We start from the raw sequence: 15905 nt of genomic DNA on the forward strand, positions 1-15905 counted from the left end.
CCGGACCACGCTCGCCCACCGACCGACAAGGAGATCCGCCGTGCCAGGCATCCGCAGCACCAGCATCCGCGCCGCTCTGTTGGCCGTCCCGGTCTCGCTCACAGCCCTCGGCACCGCCGCCGTGCCCGCCGAGGCCACCGCCCACCACCCCAGCCCGTCCCTCACCTGCCGGGGGAAGGGGGTGGATCCCGACGCGCGCGTGCGCTACAGAACGCAGACCGTGATCCACGCGCCGCTGCGCACCGTCTGGAAGGTGCAGACCGACGTCGAGCGCTGGCCGTCCTGGCAGGCTGCCGTCACGACCGCGGAACGCCTCGACCACGGCCCGTTCCGTCCGGGCTCCGCGTTCCACTGGACGACGCCGGTACCCCCCAACCCCCACACCCCCGCCACCAGCCTGGACATCACCTCGACCGTCCGCCAGGTCGAACCCGGCTCCTGCATCCGCTGGACCGGCCCCGCGGTCGGCGAGGGACTGCACATCGACGGCGTCCACGTCTGGAACTTCACCAAGGTCGGGAACGGCATCCGCGTGAGCACGGAGGAGACCCACACCGGCCCTCAGGTCGACGCGAACGTCCCCGCCGCGACCGAGATCCTGCGGCAGGGCCTCGAAGCGTGGCTGCGCGACCTGAAGACCACCGCCGAATCCCACGCCGCGACAGCGTCTACCGGGTGAGGTCGGCCGCGTGATCGGGCACATGGGTCTGCCGGTCCCGGGGAGGCCGCCGGTATCCGGTGGACAGCGGGCGGGGCGGCAGTTCGAGAGGGGGCTCGGGAACGTCGTGGTACGGCACCGTCGACAACAGGTGGGCGATCATGTTGATGCGGGCCGCACGCTTGTCGTCGCTCTCGACCACGTACCAGGGTGCCTCGGGAGTATCGGTGTGCGTGAACATCTCGTCCTTCGCCCGGGAGTACTCCTCCCAATGGGTGATCGACTCCAGGTCCATCGCCGACAGCTTCCAGCGGCGCGTCGGGTCCCCCAGACGGTTGCGGAACCTCTGTTCCTGCACGGTATCGCTCACCGAGAACCAGTACTTGCGCAGCAGGATCCCGTCGTCCACCAGGAGCCGTTCGAAGACGGGGCACTGGTCGAGGAAGCGCCGGTGCTCCTCCTCGGTGCAGAAGCCCATGACGTGCTCGACCCCGGCGCGGTTGTACCAGCTGCGGTCGAACAGGACGATCTCACCCGCAGCGGGCAGGTGGGCGACGTAGCGCTGGAAGTACCACTGAGTACGTTCCCGCTCGGTCGGGACAGGCAGTGCGGCGATCCGGGCGACGCGTGGGTTCAGGTGCTCGGTGACCCGCTTGATCGCGCTGCCTTTGCCGGCCGCGTCGCGCCCTTCGAAGACGACGACGACCCGGCGCCCCTCGGCCCGCACCCATTCCTGGAGCTTGACCAGCTCCACTTGGAGCCGCAGCAGTTCCCGCTCGTACACCGGGCGCGGCAAGCGCTGCGGACGGTCGCTGTCGGCCACCATCGCCTCCTGTGAGTCGCCCAACGCTACGGCGTGGCTACAGACCGCTGCGGATGCGGCGCCCGGTGACCGTGCCGAGCGGGATGCGTACCCAGGTGTCCCGCCCGCCGCCCGCCCAAGGATGCGGGTCGGCGGTGTCCCGCAGGCGCCGTTGTTCCTCCGGGTCGACGACCGGTTGGGCCACGCCCCTGGCCAGGATGCTCCATCCCTCGCTGCGCGCGTCGTCGATCCGGTCGACCTCGAAGGCGACGTCACTGCCGACGGCACCGGCAAGGGTTCCACCGGCAGTCGTCCGGAAGACGATCGCGTCGTCGACGAGCCGGAAGTTGACGGGCACGGCCTCCGGACCCGCCGGGGTGGAGAACACCACCCGCCCGACGCCGCCCGCCGCCAGCTTCTCCTCGCACTCCGCCGGCGGCAGTTGTTCCAGAACCGGGCCGCGCGCCAGGGGGCCCTTCCCGGGAGGCCGCTCGGTGCCCGCGCCCAGCAGGTCGGACACCGTCAACCCGAGAGCGTCCGCCAGCCCGGTGAGCGCCTCCAGCGAGACCGCTCCCGCCTGCGACTCCACGTACTCCAGATAGCCGGGATCCATCCTGGCGCGGCCGGCGACGTCGTCCCGGGTCAGGCCCAGTTCCTGCCGGCGCCCGGCGACGCGCCGGCCCAGATCGCTGTCGGGGCTCACCTGGCAAGGGCCGGCCTCGTCTCCCGGGTCCGTGCCCATGACCGTGTCCCGCTTCCGTGTCGCAGCAGCATCTTCCGCCTCATCTTCCTCAGTGGAATCAGTGTCCGCACTCCGGAGGACTCCCGGCGCCGGACAGGCCCTGACGCGCCACGAAGGAGACGGTGAGAGATCGTGGAGGCAGAGGCAGAGGCAAGAGACAGAGGCCGCGGCAACGGAACGGGCCGACAACCGGTCCGGAGCACCGCTGAGGCGGTGAGGCGCGGTGAGGCGGTGAGCACGATGGAGCATCCCCTGGTCGTGGGGGTCGACGGTTCCGACGGCAGCCTCGCCGCTCTGGACTGGGCCGCGGAGGAAGCAGCCCGCTGCCGGATTCCCCTGCGCGTGGTCCACGCCTCCCTGTGGGAGCGCTACGAAGGGGCGGTGCCTTCGTTCACCGCTGAACGACCGGCCGAAGAGGTCACGGCCCAGCACATCGTCGTCTCGTCCGAGCAGCGCGCCCGGCGGCTCTTCCCCGACGTGCAGGTGCACGCGGTCACCGTGCCCTACGACGCCGTGGAAGCGCTCCTGGAGGAGTCGCACAGCGCGGTGGCCGTGGTGACCGGCTGCTCCGGGCGAGGGGCCGTGAAGGAGTTCCTGCTGGGCTCGGTGAGTCTGGCGGTGGCGGGACGGGCCTGGTGCCCGGTCGTCGTCGTGCGCGGCGAGGAGCGCAACATCAAGGGCATGAGCCGCCGGATCGTCGTCGGTGTGGGCGAGGCGGACGAGGCCGTCACCGCCGTGCGCTTCGCCCTGCGCGAGGCCGGGACGCGCGGGTGCGAAGTGGAGGCCGTACGGGCCTGGCGCAGCCCTCAGCAGCCCACGGACGTCCTGAGCGTGCTGGACGCCGGCCCCCTGGCGTACGAGGAGCAGGCGCGTGCCGTCTTGGACGACGTCCTGGAGGAGGCCGTCACCGAGCGCTCGAAGGTTTCCGTTGTCCGTACGGTGGTGGAGGGTTCGGCGCACCGGGCGCTGCTCGGGCAGGCCGGGGACGCCGACCTGCTGGTCCTCGGTGCCACCCGGCGGCAGGACGGGCTCGGCCTGCACCTGGGCCGGGTCAGCCACACGGCTCTGCACCGGGCCGCATGCCCGGTGGCGGTGGTACCCCACCAGTAGAGCGTGCTCACTCACCGCGTGCGGACGTCGGCGCCGGCCTGGCCGGGCGCAACCCGCCCGGCCTGCTCCGCGTGCGGCCGGGCAGGGGTGTGGTCAGGCTGTAGGTGATCGGCCCGACGGTGCGGGACGAAGCCGTCGGGCCGGCGGAGTCGGAGTCCGCCGGCGAGCTGCCGTACGGCTGGGGTGCGGAGCACGAGGCCGGCTCCCACCGGATCGAGCGCCGTGACGACGGTACGGCCTTCGCGCACAGCGCCGGACCACCGTCCTGGAAGAGCTTCCCCCGCGAGGCCCTCGGCGGGCAGGCCGAGAGAAAGGACGAGACGCCATGAAGGACACAGGCGTTTTCGCGGCCGTCCCCGACGGCCCCCGCGAACGGCTCATGGCGCTCGGCCGCGAGGTGTCCTTCCCCGCGGGTACGAGGATCTTCGAGGAGGGCGGCCGGGCCGACCGGTTCTGGGTCATCCGTACGGGCGGCGTCAACCTCGACATCCGCGTGCCTGGACGCCGTGCCGCGGTCGTCGAGACGCTGGGCGCCGGGCGGATGCTGGGATGGTCCTGGCTGTGCCCGCCGCACCAGTGGCACCTGGGCGCCGAGGCGAACGGCACCGTGCAGGCATGGGAGTTCGACGCCGCCGAGGTGCTGGAACTCTGCGAGCGGGACCACGAGCTCGACCACGCCCTCCTCACCTATGTCGTCGAGGTCCTCGGCCGCCGGCTGCGCGCCTCCCGCACCCGGCTGCTCGACCTCTACGGCCCGTACGGAAGCGGCTCACGGGGCTGAATGCCGTCCCCTCCCCTACCGGGTGACGCCTACCCGGTGACGGTGTTGCCGGCCGTCCCGATCGGCGGCGCAGCGCTGGCACACGTGCCCGGCCTCTGATCCCCTGGGAGACGGGGACGGCACAAAAGCCACACGCCTATCGGGCGTCGACGCGGAGGTGGGGAGATGCACACCGACGGGCCGGGCCCCGGCAGCCCCGAGGCGGTCCCCGGAGAACCGCCCGAGGACACGGTGGCCACCCGCTGTGCCGTGCGCCGCCGGCAGCTCGGACTGACGCGGGAGGAGCTGGCCCACCGGGCCGGCATGTCCGTCGCCTACCTGGGCCGGCTGGAGAGCTTCAGCGGCGACTTCGACCCCACCGCGCTCATGCGCCTGGCCGCCGCGCTCGAGATGCCGTACGACGAGCTCGCCGAAGGCCCGCAGGAAGCGGCCCCCGGCCAGCGGGTGGCCGGCCCGCACCCCCTGCTGGCGCAGCTCCCCGAGGACGAGTGCTGGCGGCGGCTCGGCACCCATGGCATCGGCAGGATCGGCCGCCCGGGTGCCGCCGGCTCCGCCCCCGTCGTCCTGCCCGTGAACTTCCTGGTCGACGGCCGCACCATCGTCTACCGGACCGAGGCCGACGGCGCAGCGGCCCCGGCGGAGGGGAATCAGCTCGCCTTCGAGGCCGACCACATCGACGAGCAACTCCGCCGCGGCTGGAGCGTCCTCGTCACCGGAACGGCCGAGCACATCACCGACCCGGACACGGTGTGTTCCCTGACCGCCCGGCCCGGCGCACAGCCCTGGGCCGGGGGCAAGCGTGACCTGTGGGTCCGCATCCGGCCCCGTGAGGTGACCGGGCGCACCATCCACACCCCGTGAGGCGGTGGCGGAGGTGCAACTCGGCTCCCCCTCAGCCAGGGGCTACTGGGCCGGGCCGGCCAGCGTTTCGATGGACAGAAGCGGCCATTTCGCCCCTTTCCGGGTAGGACTCGCCAGCTCTTCCGGTGGTTCTGCGCCGTCCCGAACAGTCGTGACGTAGGACTTCGCTTCCTGCAGGCTCAGTCGCGGGGCCTGCTTGCGCAGGTGGCTCATCGCAGCCACGACGCCGGCGGAGTGCACGAGCGCGCGAACAGCGGCGGCCAGTGCGCCAGGCGGTCGGATGCCCTTGGCCTGCAGCCCCTTCCCGTCCCCGTCGCCCGGCCGGTCAGGTGGGTCATGCAGCGTGTTCGGTGCACAGGCAGCCGACGCCCGGCTCGATCCACTCCTGTCCGGCCCACTCGGGATGACGCTCGATCAGCAGGGCCCGGACCTCGGCGACGATCTCGTCCTCGCCCATCGCGGAGTCCCGCCGCCGCCAGGTTTCGTCGCGCAGCTCGCGCAGGTAGTCGCGGACGCCGGCGAGCACGTGCGGGCCGCCGGGGTCGCCGTGGCCGGGCACCACCACCCGGGGGCCGGTGGCGACGAGCCGGTCCATCACCGCCAGCCAGCGCACGCCCGAGACGTCCGTGTCGTACGGCGGGAACCACGGGAAGATGGCGAACTGCCCGGTCTCGGCCAGGTCCCCGGTGAACAGCACGCCGGCGTCCGGCACCTCGACCGCCTGGTCGCCCTTGGTGTGGCCTCGGCCGGTGGGCCGCAGCCGTACGGTCCGGCCGCCGAGGTCCAGGTCGTACCCGCCGTCGTAGACCACATCGGGGGTGGGCACCCGGACGCCGTCGAGGCGGCGGGCGACCGGCCCGCCGAAGCCCCGGAACATCTCCAGGTATCCCGGCCCCTTCGCCGTCAGGTCGTCGGCCTGGGCGCGGTTGACCAGGTAGGTGGCGTGCCCGGCGAACGCCTGGGCGCCGAAGGCGTGCTCGGGATGGAAGTGCGTGGTGGTCAGGTACAGCCGGCGGCCCTTGGCCACCTCGGAGGCGAGGGCCAGGACCTGCTCCGCGTTGGCGGTGCCGATCCCCGTCTCGACGACCAGGACGGCCCTGGTGCCGCCGATGACGCCGATGTTGGGCACCAGTTGGGCCCGGTCGTTCGGGATCACCAGCAGGTCGGGGGCGATCTCCTGGGTGCCGGCGATCTGCACGGCGGGGTCGGGCATCGGTTCTTCGGTCATGCTCCGATTCGACAGCCCGGCCCGCGCGGCCGTCCAAGACCCGTTCCGCGGTCTCGATGCCGCACGGGTATCGTCCCTGGCCATGGAGCTACGCACGCTGCGCTACTTCGTGGCCGTCGCCGAGGAACTCCACTTCGGCCGGGCCGCCGCCCGGCTGCACATGAGCCAGCCGCCGCTGAGCCGCGCGATCAAGCACCTGGAGACCGACCTCGGCGCCACCCTGCTGCACCGCTCCGCCGTGGGCGTCGCGCTCACCCCGGCCGGAGCGGCACTCCTGGACGCGGCGCGCTCCCTGCTCGACCACGCCGACCAGGTGCGCGTGCGGGTGGCCACGGCGGCCGGCGCCGCGACCATCACCGTCGGCATCCTGGCCAACGGCTCCGACCCGGGCGCACGGCGGCTGGCCGCCGCCTACCGTCGGCGGCATCCGGGCGTCGAGATCCGCGTCCGCGAGACCGAACTGACCGATCCGACCTGTGGGTTGCGCGCCGGACTGGTCGACGTCGCCCTGACCCGCGGCCCGTTCGACGAGGCCGGCCTGACGGTGCACGAGCTGCGCGCCGACCCGGTGGGCGCGGTGCTGCGCGCCGACGATCCGCTGGCCCGCCGCGAGGGCCTGAGGCTGGCCGACCTGGCCGGCCGGCGCTGGTTCCGGTTCCCGGACGGCACCGACCCGCTCTGGCGCTCGTACTGGAACGGCGGCGAGCCTCGCGAGGGTCCCGTGGTGCGCCTCGTACAGGAGTGCCTGCAGGCCGTGCTCTGGAACGGTACGGTCGGGATGACCCCGCTCGGCCACCACCTGCCCGGGGGACTGGCCGTGGTCCCGCTGACCGACATGGCGCCGAGCCGCGTGGTGGCGGCGTGGAAGCAGGGCGACGCGAACCCGCTGATCCGGTCGTTCGTCCAGATCGCGACGGCCGCCTACCGCGCATCACCGGCACCGGCGCGACGGGCCATCAGATGGTGACGGTCTTGTACTCGATGTAGGTGTTCAGCCCGGCGAAGCCGTACTCGCGACCCAAGCCGCTGGCCTTGAAGCCGCCGAACGGGCCGTCGAAGCCGACGGATGCGCCGTTGATCGTGACGGTGCCGGTCCGTATGCGACGGGCGATCTCCAGGGCGTGTCCCTCGTCCGCGCACCACACGCCGCCGGACAGGCCGTACTCGGAGTCGTTGGCGATGCGCACGGCGTCGTCCTCGTCCTCATAGGCGATGACGACCAGCACCGGGCCGAAGATCTCCTCCTGGGCGATCCGCATCGAGTTGTCGACGTCGGCGAAGACGGTCGGGGTGACGTAGTAGCCCCTCTCCAGGCCGGCCGGCACCTCGGGGCCGCCGGTGACCAGGCGCGCGCCCTCCTCGATGCCGAGCTCGATGTAGTCCCGCACCCGCTGCTGCTGGTCACGGCGGATCATCGGGCCGATGAACGTGTCCGGGTCCCGCGGGTCGCCGACCTTCAGCGACTCGACCACTTCCTTGACGGCGGTGACGACCTCCTCGTAGCGGCTGCGCGGCGCGAGGATGCGGGTGTGCGCGATGCACGCCTCACCGTTGTTGAGCAGAGAGGAGAACTTCAGGCCCGCCTTGAACTTCTCCAGGTCCGCGCCGGGCAGGAGGACGGCGGCGGACTTGCCGCCCAGCTCCAGGCTGACGCGCTTGAGCTGCTCGCCCGCGATCGAGGCGATCCGGCGCCCGGCGCGGGTCGAGCCGGTGAACGCGATCTTGTCGACGTCGCGGTGGGAGACCAGGTACTCGCTGGTAGCGCGGTCGGCCGGCAGCACGCTGACCGTGCCCTCGGGCAGCCCGCAGTCGGACAGCAGGTCGGCCAGCAGGCCCATGCTCAGCGAGTTCTCCGGCGAGACCTTCAGGATGACCGTGTTGCCGGCCAGCAGCGCTGGAACGATCTTCGCCATGGAGGCGGAGAACGGCGAGTTCCAGGGGATGACGGCCGCGACGACCCCGATGGCCTCCCGGCGGACCACGCTGCGGACGGTGGCCGCGGGGTCGGTGGGCGTCAGGACCTCCTCCCATGCCAGTTCCTCGGCCGCCTTCAGGTAGGCATTGGCCTGCCGGGACAGGCCCGGCTGCCCGGCGCGGGTGAACCAGCCGGCGGAGCCGTTCTCCGCGGTGATCACGGCTGCTATCTCCTCCGCCCGGGCCTCGCGCAGGGTGGTGAGCCGGCGCAGCACCGCGATCCGCTCGGCCGGCGGGGTGTTCGGCCAGGTGCCCTCGTCGAAGGCGGCGCGGGCGATGGCCACCGCGCGGTCCACGTCGGCCGGCCGGGCCTGGGCGGCGCGGCCGACGACCGACTCGTCGTGCGGGGACAGGATGTCGAGCAGCTGGGGATCGCTCGGATCCGTCCAGGTACCGCCGATGAAGAGCTTGCCGTAGGTGATCACGTGCGTTCTCCCGAGTCCGTAGCCGAGGACTTCCCTCACCACTTAACTGTCACACTAATGTAGCGGTTCATGCCCTAACAAGCACGCATACGTGGCAACAGGTCCGTCTTTCCGCACGGATCTGGCTATCCTTGGGACGTGAGAGCCGACGCAGCACGCAACGTGGAAGCAGTCATGACGACCGGTGCACGACTGCTGGCCGCCGATCCGGCCGTGAGCATCACCGCCATCGCGGCGGAGGCCGGCGTGGACCGGCGCACCGTCTACCGGAACTTCGCCTCGCGCGAGGAGTTGCTGGCGGCCATCCACGAGGCGCGCCTGACGGCCATCGAGCGGGCCACCGAGGACGCCCGGCTGCGCGAGGCCCCGGTCACCGTCGCCCTGCACCGCTATGTCGAGGGCATCATCGGCGTCAACCGCACGTGGCCGGTCGATCTGAGCCGGATGCTGGCCGACGAGCCCGTCCGCCAACGGCGCGAGCACTCGGTCCGCGAGCTCACCGACTTCCTGCGCCGCGCCACGGACGAGGGCCTGCTCCGCTCCGGGCTGCCGGACGGGTGGGTGAGCGCGGTGCTGCCGCAGCTCATGAACATCGCCTCACGCGAGCTGACCGGCCTCAGCCCCGCGCAGGCCGCCGACACGGTGGTCGACACGCTCCTGAACGGGCTCGGTGCCGGCGCCTCCGGAGCCGCCCCGCGGACCGCCGCGCCGCAGGCCCGGCGCAGGGCCGACTAGAAATCCCGTGGGATGCCGGGCTGTTCCGTCGTGCCGGCTGCAGGTACCGCGCTCACGCGGAGGCGACGGCGGTCTTCCTGCGGGCGCGGTACGCGGCGGCCTTGATCTTGTTACCGCAGGACTCCATGCCGCACCACTGGCGCCGTCTGCCGCGTGAACGGTCGATGTAGACGCGCGTGCACTCGGGGTTGCCGCACTCCTTGAGCAGGGGGACGTCCGGGCCGCTCAGCAGTTCCACCGCGTGCCGGGCGACGGTGGACAGCGCTTCTCGCTGCGTTGCCGCCGTCCAGCGGCCGGAGTGGGTCAGCTGCGGTGCCGCGGGAGCCCTGCGGGCCGCGTCGTTGAGCACGGCCAACGCCTCGTCGTCGAAGTCCGCGCCGAGGCGCCGGGCCGTGATCAGCTGGTAGACGGCCTCCCGTACGGTCGTCGCCCGCCCCACGTCGGCCTGCCGGGCGGGCGAGACGAAGTCGACCGTGCCGGACTCCACGTACCACGCGTCCAGGCGGTCCGGTGCCGCGAACATCTCGAATCGCACCGTGCGGCGTGCCCGGAGCGTGGCCGCGAAGTCCAGGGCCGGATGGCCGCACACAAAGGCATGATCCAGGTTCACGTCACCATCCTGACGGGTGACCATGATGCTCGCAAGGATCGTCAGCCGGGGTCGTGTGCGAGCAGGGCAGGGCGATACATGGTGATCCGTCCAACGTGGTCGATTCCGAGCCCACCGGGTGCGGCACCTCGGGCGTGGGCACGGTCGACATGTCAGCGCCTCATGCGTGCGGTGCTCCCGTCTCCGCCAGTTCACCGTCGGCGACCCGCAGCCACCGGTCGACGCCGATCCGTTCGAGGAAGCGCTCGTCGTGGCTGACCACCACGAACGCGCCGCGGTAGCACTTCAGGGCGCTCTCCAGCTGGCCTGCGCCGACCAGGTCGAGGTTGTTCGTCGGCTCGTCCAGCAGCAGCAGCTGCGGGGCCGGTTCGGCGCACAGGACGCAGGCCAGGGTGGCGCGCAGGCGTTCGCCGCCGGAGAGTACGCGCACGGGCAGGTGCGCCCGGGGGCCGCGGAACAGGAAGCGCGCGAGGAGGTTCATCCGTTCCGCCTCCGGCCGGTGCGGGGCGAACACCGCGAAGTTCTCGGCCACGGTACGGTCGGGGTCGAGCAGGTCCAGGCGCTGCGACAGAGTGGCGATCCGCCCGTCGACACGCTTGATGTCGCCGCCGTCCGGGGTGAGTTCACCGGAGATCAGCCGCAACAGGGTGGTCTTGCCCGCGCCGTTGGGGCCGGTGAGCGCGATGCGCTCGGGACCGCGGATCGTGAGGTCGACGCCGTCCCCCGCGAACAGGTTCCGCTCGCCGTGGCGGATCTGCATCCGCTCGCCCAGGATGACGGTGCGTCCGGCGGGGACGTCGGTGTCGGGCAGTTCCAGGACGAGCCGCTGCTCGTCCCGCAGGCCGCGTCCCGCCTCGTCGAGCCGGGCCTGTGCTTCGTGGACGCGGGTGGCGTGCATCTGGCCCGCCCGGCCGGCGGATTCCTGGGCGCCGCGCTTCATGTTCCCGGCGAAGATGCGGGGCAGGCCGGCGTTCTTGAGGTTGCGGGCGGCGTTGCTCGCGCGGCGCTCGGCCCGTTCGCGGGCCTGCTGCATCTCGCGCTTCTCCCGCTTCAGCTCCTGTTCGGCGTTGCGTACGTTCTTCTCCGCGACGTCCTGCTCGGCCCGCACGGCCTGCTCGTACTGGGTGAAGTCGCCTCCGTACAGTCGCAGTTCACCGCGGTCGAGTTCGGCGATGCGCTCCATGCGGTCCAGCAGGGCGCGGTCGTGGCTCACGAGCAGCAGGCTGCCGTTCCAGTCCGCGAGCACGTCGTAGAGCTTGTGGCGGGCTTCGAGGTCGAGGTTGTTGGTCGGTTCGTCCAGCAGCAGCACGTCGGGGCGCTTGAGCAGCTGTGCCGCCAGACCGAGGCTGACGATCTGGCCGCCGCTGAGCGTGTCCAGGGTCCGGTCGAGAGTGAGGTGGGCGAGGCCGAGCCGGTCGAGTTGGGCGCGGGTGCGCTCTTCGATGTCCCAGTCGTCGCCGATGGCCGTGAAGTGCTCCTCACTCACGTCGCCGGACTCGACGGCGTCGATGGCGCGGATCACCGCGTCGACGCCCAGGACCTCGGCCACCGTCGGCTCACCGGTCAAGGGGAGGGTCTGCGGGAGGTAGCCGATCGTGCCGTTCACGGTCAACGAGCCGGTCGTGGGTCGCAGTTCACCGGCGATCAGCTTCAGCAGGGTGCTCTTGCCGGAGCCGTTGGGGGCCACCAGGCCCGTACGGCCGGCGCCGACGGTGAAGGACAGGCCGTCGAAGACCGGGGTGTCGTCGGGCCAGGAGAAGGACAGCTGGGAGCAGATGACGGAAGCGTCGGACATGGGGATGACCTCGTGAGGAAAAGAGGGCAGGGCGCTCCACGGGGAAACCGCCGCGCGAAGGGCACTGCGCCTGAGACAGGGAAAAGGGGACGACAAGATGGCCACGACGGCGGCGCCGCCAAGGGTGCGCCTGCCGGTGGTCGATCACATCCGGGTATCACCCGGAGATGTCGTCGTCACCCGCCATGTCTGAACTCCTCTACAAAGGATCACTGCCGCGGCAAACATATCAGGCTCCGCGCGGCCGCCCGAACTCCTTTTCTCCACCGCCGCCGACGCGAAGGCCGGCGGCCCTCCCGGCGGAGGAGGGCGCGCTTCAGAGCCCGAGGTCCCATGCCAGGCAGGCCAGGAGATTCCGCACCCCTTCGGGGTCATGGGCGCCTCGCGCCGGGTCCCTCGGCGAGGCTTCCTTCACCTCGACCATGTCCTCGTAGGCGATCCGCTCGGGCAGCGCGCCGAACCGCGCGTGGCGCATCGCCGAGCCGCTGTCCTGTGTGGTGCGGTCTTCCATCGTCAGCCTCCCGCTTCCTCGGTACCGGAGTTGATGCTCTGTCAGAGACGGTTCGCGTCGATGACGGCTCGGGCGAACGCCCCGGGTGCCTCCTGCGGCACGTTGTGACCGATGCCCTTCAGAGTGCGGTGGTCGTACGGGCCCGCGAATCTGTCCCGGTACGCGGACCCGTCGCCCGGAACCGTGAACGGGTCGCGCTCGGCGTCGAGCGTCACCGTCGGCACGGCGATGACCGGGCGGGCGGCGAGCCGCTTCTCGTACGGCTCGTAGCGCCGTTCGCCCTCGGCGAGGCTCAGCCGCCAGCGGTAGTTGTGGATCACGATGGCGGCGTAGTCGGGGTTGCCGAAGGCGGCAGCCGTGCGCTCGAAGGTGGCGTCGTCGAAGTCCCATGTCGGCGACACGGTGTCCCAGACCAGTCGCGTCAGGTCGTGCCGCTTGGCCTTGTCCTCCATGGCGATCCGGCCTCGCTCCGTGGAGAAGTAGTACTGGTACCACCAGGCGTGCTCGGTCGCCGGCGCCAGCGGCTGGAGGTTCGCCTCACGATCGATGACGAGGTAGCCGCCCACCGACACCAGGGCCTTGCAGCGCTCGGGCCACAGCGCCGCGATGACGTCGGCGGTCCGGGCTCCCCAGTCGAATCCGGCGAGCACCGCCTTCTCCAGCCCCAGCGCGTCCATCAGGGCGATGACGTCGAGGGCGAGGGCCGACTGCTGGCCGTTCCTGAAGGTCCGGGACGACACGAAGCGCGTCGTGCCGTGGCCGCGCAGATAGGGAACGATCACTCGGTGGCCCTCCGCCGCCAGCAGGGGCGCGACGTCGACGAAGCTGTGGATGTCGTACGGCCAGCCGTGCAGGCAGATGACCGGCGCTCCGTGGGCCGGCCCCAACTCGGCGTAGCCGATCTCCAGCAGACCGGCCCTGACCTTCTTGAGCGGGGGGAACGCGGTGTGCCCGCGGGGTCCGGCCACGGGCGCGGCGGCGGACGCGACGGCCGTGGGCGCGGTGGCGGACGCGGCGGACGCGGGTGCGGCGGCCCGCTGCCCCGTCACGGCCGAGGCATGCGCCGCTCCCGACGGCCCCACCAGTGTTCCGGCGACGGCGCCACCGGCACCCAGGCCGAGAGCCTTGCCGAACGTACGCCTGTTGACCATGTGAAGCCCTCCGCGCGTATCGAAGTGCCGGCCTGCGACCGATCTGCGCCTCGCAGGAGATCCCACGCGCACTCCGGTCCAACGACCTCCGTGGGCGTGCCAGACGACTGTGGCACAGCCGTGCGTCACCGGTCAAACAGGTGACGCACACCAAGTCGCCGCACATCAGGGGCGTTTGACCATCAGGACCATCCAGAAATGATGCGTCCGCCTCTTGCGCTCCCACGCGGCGGGGCGGCACTCTACCGAAGCAGAAAGAACGATCGTTCTTCCTTGGAGAACCTCCGGAACGGAGCCCGATGATGATCGACCGCCGCACTCTGATCCGTCACGGAGGCGCAGCCACCGCCGGTGCCCTCGCCATGTCCGCCGTCGCCCCGACGACCGCGGCCGCAGCGGCCACCGGCCACGGGACCCGGAAGGCTCAACACCCCTACCCCGCCGGCCACACCAACCCCATGGGAGCCGCGACCCCCACGGACCCGACCTCCGGAGTCACCCGGACCGTGCTCCAACGCCACCCCTCCCCCGCCAAGGGGTGGGACACCGTCCAGACCCTGGTGGAGATCCCCAGGGGCAAGGAGTCCGGCCGGCACAGCCACCCCGGGGTGGAGGTCGGATACATCGTCCGCGGCGACGTGCTGATGGTGTTCGACGACGGCCACGTCCTGCGGCTGCGCACCGGCGACCCCTTCTTCATCCCTTCCGGCGCCGTCCACAACGCCCGCAACGTCGGCACGGTGACCACGATGATGCTGTCCACCTACGTCGTCGACGAGACGAAACCTCTGGTCACCACGTACGAGCGCGGGCCCACGGAGTCCCGCCCCTGACCGCACGGACCGGCCGTCCCTCCCTACGCTGTGCGCATGACCACGGGAGCCACCGAGAGAACCCACCCCAGAGAACGCCTGCTGGACACTGCGGAGCGCCTGTTCTACACACAGGGCATCCAAGCCGTGGGCGTGGAGCAGCTGGTCACGGAGGCAGGGGTCACCAGGGCGACCTTCTACCGCCACTTCTCCAGCAAGGACGGGCTGGTCGACGCCTACCTGGAGGCCCGCGGAGCGAGGGTGGAGGACGCCGTGGCGGTCATCCTCGACGCTCATCGGGGCCGCGACGCCCTGCTCGCCATCATGGACATGATCGGCGACAACCTCTGCCGGCCGGGGTTCCGCGGCTGCGGCTTCCTCAACGCCGCCGCGGAGTACCCCGACCCGACGCACCGGGTACGCGTCCGCATCGCCGAGCACCGCCGCTGGTTCCACGACGTGCTGCACGCCGTGGTCCGCGACGCCGGTCACCCCGATCCCGAGCGCGTGGCCCGGGCCCTGGTCATCCTGCGGGACGGAGCCATGGTGGGCGGCTACCTCGACGACGCCCGCACCATCAGGACGACACTGCGCGAGGCCGCGGAGAACCTTCTGACGCCATGACGGAACCCCACGAGCTCGGCCGCTGCCAACACCACTTGACCGCTGAGGCGCATGAAACCCCGCTCGCCGTCATCCTGACCGGCGGCAACCGCAACGACGCCACCCGGCTCCGGCCAACCTGAGGCCCAGGCCTTGAGCGAGCCGCCAGTCTCGCGCGGTCGGTGTCGGGGAGCCAGTCGCGCTGCGGTGTGTGGTCCAGCCAGCGCCGGGTGCGGCCGGCTTCGGTGAAGCCGCGCGGCAAGAGCCGCTGGGTGAGTTCCGTGTCGCGGCCACCCGGCAGCGGATGCACCCGGCCGAAGCCCAGTCGGTGTCGCCGCCCAGCAGCCCTTGCGCGCCTGAGGGCGCTCGCCCTCCGCAAGCGCCTCGCGCGCGGTCGGCAGGCGGCCCGCCCGACGTGCAGCGTCCCGGCGGTCGTGGCGAACGCGCGGACCAGGGCGAGGTCGAGATCCATGCCGCTGACCCCATGCGACAACCGCCCGTTGTCGGCCAGGCGGATTCGTTGTTGGCCGAGCCACCGCCCCGCCCGGTCAGATGGTCCCGGCCGCCACACCCGGGCATGACTCACATCCGAACGACCGGGAAACATCAACCACCGAAGGAGCACGACCATGACCAGCACCGACCCCAGGGCCGTCGTCATCCGCTACGTCGAGGCCGTCCGCGACGGCGACGCCGACGTCATCCACGACAGCTTCGCCGAGGACGCAACCTGGCACTACCCGGGCCACCTGCCCATCTCCAAGGTGTGGCGCGGCCGCGATGCAATCGTCAACGAGTTCCTCGGCGGCATGGGACCGATCCTCGTCCCCGGCACCGTGGAGATCGAACTGGTCAGCACGATCGCCGAAGGCGACCGCGTGGTCGCTGAATGGACCTCCAGGGCCACGACCGTCCACGGCGGCGTCTACGACAACCGCTGCATCGGCGTCTATACCGTCCGCGATGGAAAGATCACCTCCGTCATCGAATACGCCGACACCCAGCACGTGGCCGCGGCCCTCTTCCCGGACTTCGACGCCCGCCGGCCCGCCGAAGCCGAGTGAACCACGCAGTTGCCCGCGCACACAGGTGACTCATCATGTGCCT

General features: G+C 71.6%; 18 protein-coding genes. 10 read left to right on the plus strand and 8 right to left on the minus strand.

Going from position 1 to position 15905, the window contains the following annotated elements:
• Positions 1-40: 40 nt before the first annotated feature.
• A complete protein-coding gene (locus IE182_RS09345) occupies positions 41-679 on the plus strand; it encodes an SRPBCC family protein (RefSeq protein ID WP_190109231.1) in 639 nt (212 codons plus the stop codon).
• On the opposite strand, the gene ppk2 is transcribed toward IE182_RS09345, so the two are convergent.
• Both ppk2 and IE182_RS09355 read right to left on the minus strand, forming a co-directional pair.
• On the minus strand, positions 669-1484 hold the full coding sequence (ppk2, locus tag IE182_RS09350; protein WP_190109443.1) for a polyphosphate kinase 2: 816 nt from the start codon (positions 1482-1484) through the stop codon (positions 669-671). The genes IE182_RS09345 and ppk2 overlap by 11 nt on opposite strands.
• Before the next feature lie 34 nt (positions 1485-1518).
• Positions 1519-2163: a pyridoxamine 5'-phosphate oxidase family protein gene (locus IE182_RS09355; protein ID WP_229844682.1), complete on the minus strand. Its 645-nt coding sequence runs from the start codon at positions 2161-2163 to the stop codon at positions 1519-1521.
• A 279-nt stretch (positions 2164-2442) separates the two neighbouring features.
• On the opposite strand from IE182_RS09355, the gene IE182_RS09360 reads away from it, so the two are divergent.
• The 4 genes from IE182_RS09360 to IE182_RS09375 all read left to right on the plus strand — a co-directional run bounded on the left by IE182_RS09360 (position 2443) and on the right by IE182_RS09375 (position 4954).
• Positions 2443-3312, plus strand: coding sequence for a universal stress protein (locus tag IE182_RS09360; protein WP_190109445.1), 870 nt, complete (start codon positions 2443-2445; stop codon positions 3310-3312).
• A 104-nt stretch (positions 3313-3416) separates the two neighbouring features.
• Positions 3417-3641: a hypothetical protein gene (locus IE182_RS09365; protein ID WP_308432092.1), complete on the plus strand. Its 225-nt coding sequence runs from the start codon at positions 3417-3419 to the stop codon at positions 3639-3641.
• Positions 3638-4093 carry a Crp/Fnr family transcriptional regulator gene (locus IE182_RS09370; protein WP_190109232.1) on the plus strand — a complete coding sequence of 152 codons (456 nt, stop codon included), beginning with the start codon at positions 3638-3640 and terminating at the stop codon, positions 4091-4093. The genes IE182_RS09365 and IE182_RS09370 overlap by 4 nt, the downstream gene beginning before the upstream one ends.
• A gap of 165 nt (positions 4094-4258) precedes the next feature.
• Positions 4259-4954 (plus strand): helix-turn-helix domain-containing protein, encoded by a 696-nt coding sequence (locus IE182_RS09375; RefSeq protein WP_190109233.1) that lies wholly within the window; start codon positions 4259-4261, stop codon positions 4952-4954.
• A 334-nt stretch (positions 4955-5288) separates the two neighbouring features.
• Here the strand turns inward: IE182_RS09375 and IE182_RS09380 are convergent, their stop codons facing one another.
• Entirely contained in the window at positions 5289-6182 is an 894-nt protein-coding gene (locus IE182_RS09380; RefSeq protein WP_190109234.1) for an MBL fold metallo-hydrolase, read from the minus strand.
• A gap of 82 nt (positions 6183-6264) precedes the next feature.
• Between IE182_RS09380 and IE182_RS09385 the strand changes: the two genes are divergently transcribed.
• Entirely contained in the window at positions 6265-7149 is an 885-nt protein-coding gene (locus tag IE182_RS09385) for a LysR family transcriptional regulator (RefSeq protein ID WP_190109235.1), read from the plus strand.
• On the opposite strand, the gene IE182_RS09390 is transcribed toward IE182_RS09385, so the two are convergent.
• Positions 7139-8581: an aldehyde dehydrogenase gene (locus IE182_RS09390; RefSeq protein WP_190109446.1), complete on the minus strand. Its 1443-nt coding sequence runs from the start codon at positions 8579-8581 to the stop codon at positions 7139-7141. The two genes, IE182_RS09385 and IE182_RS09390, sit on opposite strands and share 11 nt — an antisense overlap.
• A gap of 192 nt (positions 8582-8773) precedes the next feature.
• Between IE182_RS09390 and IE182_RS09395 the strand changes: the two genes are divergently transcribed.
• Positions 8774-9316 carry a TetR/AcrR family transcriptional regulator gene (locus IE182_RS09395; RefSeq protein WP_229844718.1) on the plus strand — a complete coding sequence of 181 codons (543 nt, stop codon included), beginning with the start codon at positions 8774-8776 and terminating at the stop codon, positions 9314-9316.
• Between the two features lie 52 nt (positions 9317-9368).
• Here the strand turns inward: IE182_RS09395 and IE182_RS09400 are convergent, their stop codons facing one another.
• From IE182_RS09400 to IE182_RS09415, 4 genes are all read right to left on the minus strand, one after another.
• Positions 9369-9926, minus strand: coding sequence for a CGNR zinc finger domain-containing protein (locus IE182_RS09400; RefSeq protein WP_190109237.1), 558 nt, complete (start codon positions 9924-9926; stop codon positions 9369-9371).
• Positions 9927-10086: 160 nt separating this feature from the next.
• On the minus strand, positions 10087-11721 hold the full coding sequence (gene abc-f / locus IE182_RS09405) for a ribosomal protection-like ABC-F family protein (RefSeq protein ID WP_190109238.1): 1635 nt from the start codon (positions 11719-11721) through the stop codon (positions 10087-10089).
• A gap of 316 nt (positions 11722-12037) precedes the next feature.
• Positions 12038-12232: a hypothetical protein gene (locus tag IE182_RS09410; protein WP_190109239.1), complete on the minus strand. Its 195-nt coding sequence runs from the start codon at positions 12230-12232 to the stop codon at positions 12038-12040.
• A 41-nt stretch (positions 12233-12273) separates the two neighbouring features.
• Positions 12274-13383 (minus strand): alpha/beta fold hydrolase, encoded by a 1110-nt coding sequence (locus IE182_RS09415; protein WP_190109240.1) that lies wholly within the window; start codon positions 13381-13383, stop codon positions 12274-12276.
• Between the two features lie 299 nt (positions 13384-13682).
• On the opposite strand from IE182_RS09415, the gene IE182_RS09420 reads away from it, so the two are divergent.
• The 3 genes from IE182_RS09420 (at position 13683) to IE182_RS09430 (ending at position 15862) form a co-directional block, all read left to right on the plus strand.
• Positions 13683-14216, plus strand: a complete 534-nt coding sequence (locus IE182_RS09420) for a cupin domain-containing protein (protein WP_229844683.1) — start codon at positions 13683-13685, stop codon at positions 14214-14216.
• A 36-nt stretch (positions 14217-14252) separates the two neighbouring features.
• The gene (locus IE182_RS09425) at positions 14253-14819 is read left to right on the plus strand and encodes a TetR/AcrR family transcriptional regulator (protein WP_190109241.1); all 567 of its coding nucleotides are present in this window, start codon (positions 14253-14255) and stop codon (positions 14817-14819) included.
• A gap of 608 nt (positions 14820-15427) precedes the next feature.
• A complete protein-coding gene (locus IE182_RS09430; protein WP_190109242.1) occupies positions 15428-15862 on the plus strand; it encodes a nuclear transport factor 2 family protein in 435 nt (144 codons plus the stop codon).
• Positions 15863-15905 lie beyond the last annotated feature (43 nt).

Origin of the sequence: Streptomyces cinnamoneus (assembly GCF_014650495.1) — a bacterium.
GTDB lineage: Bacteria > Actinomycetota > Actinomycetes > Streptomycetales > Streptomycetaceae > Streptomyces > Streptomyces cinnamoneus.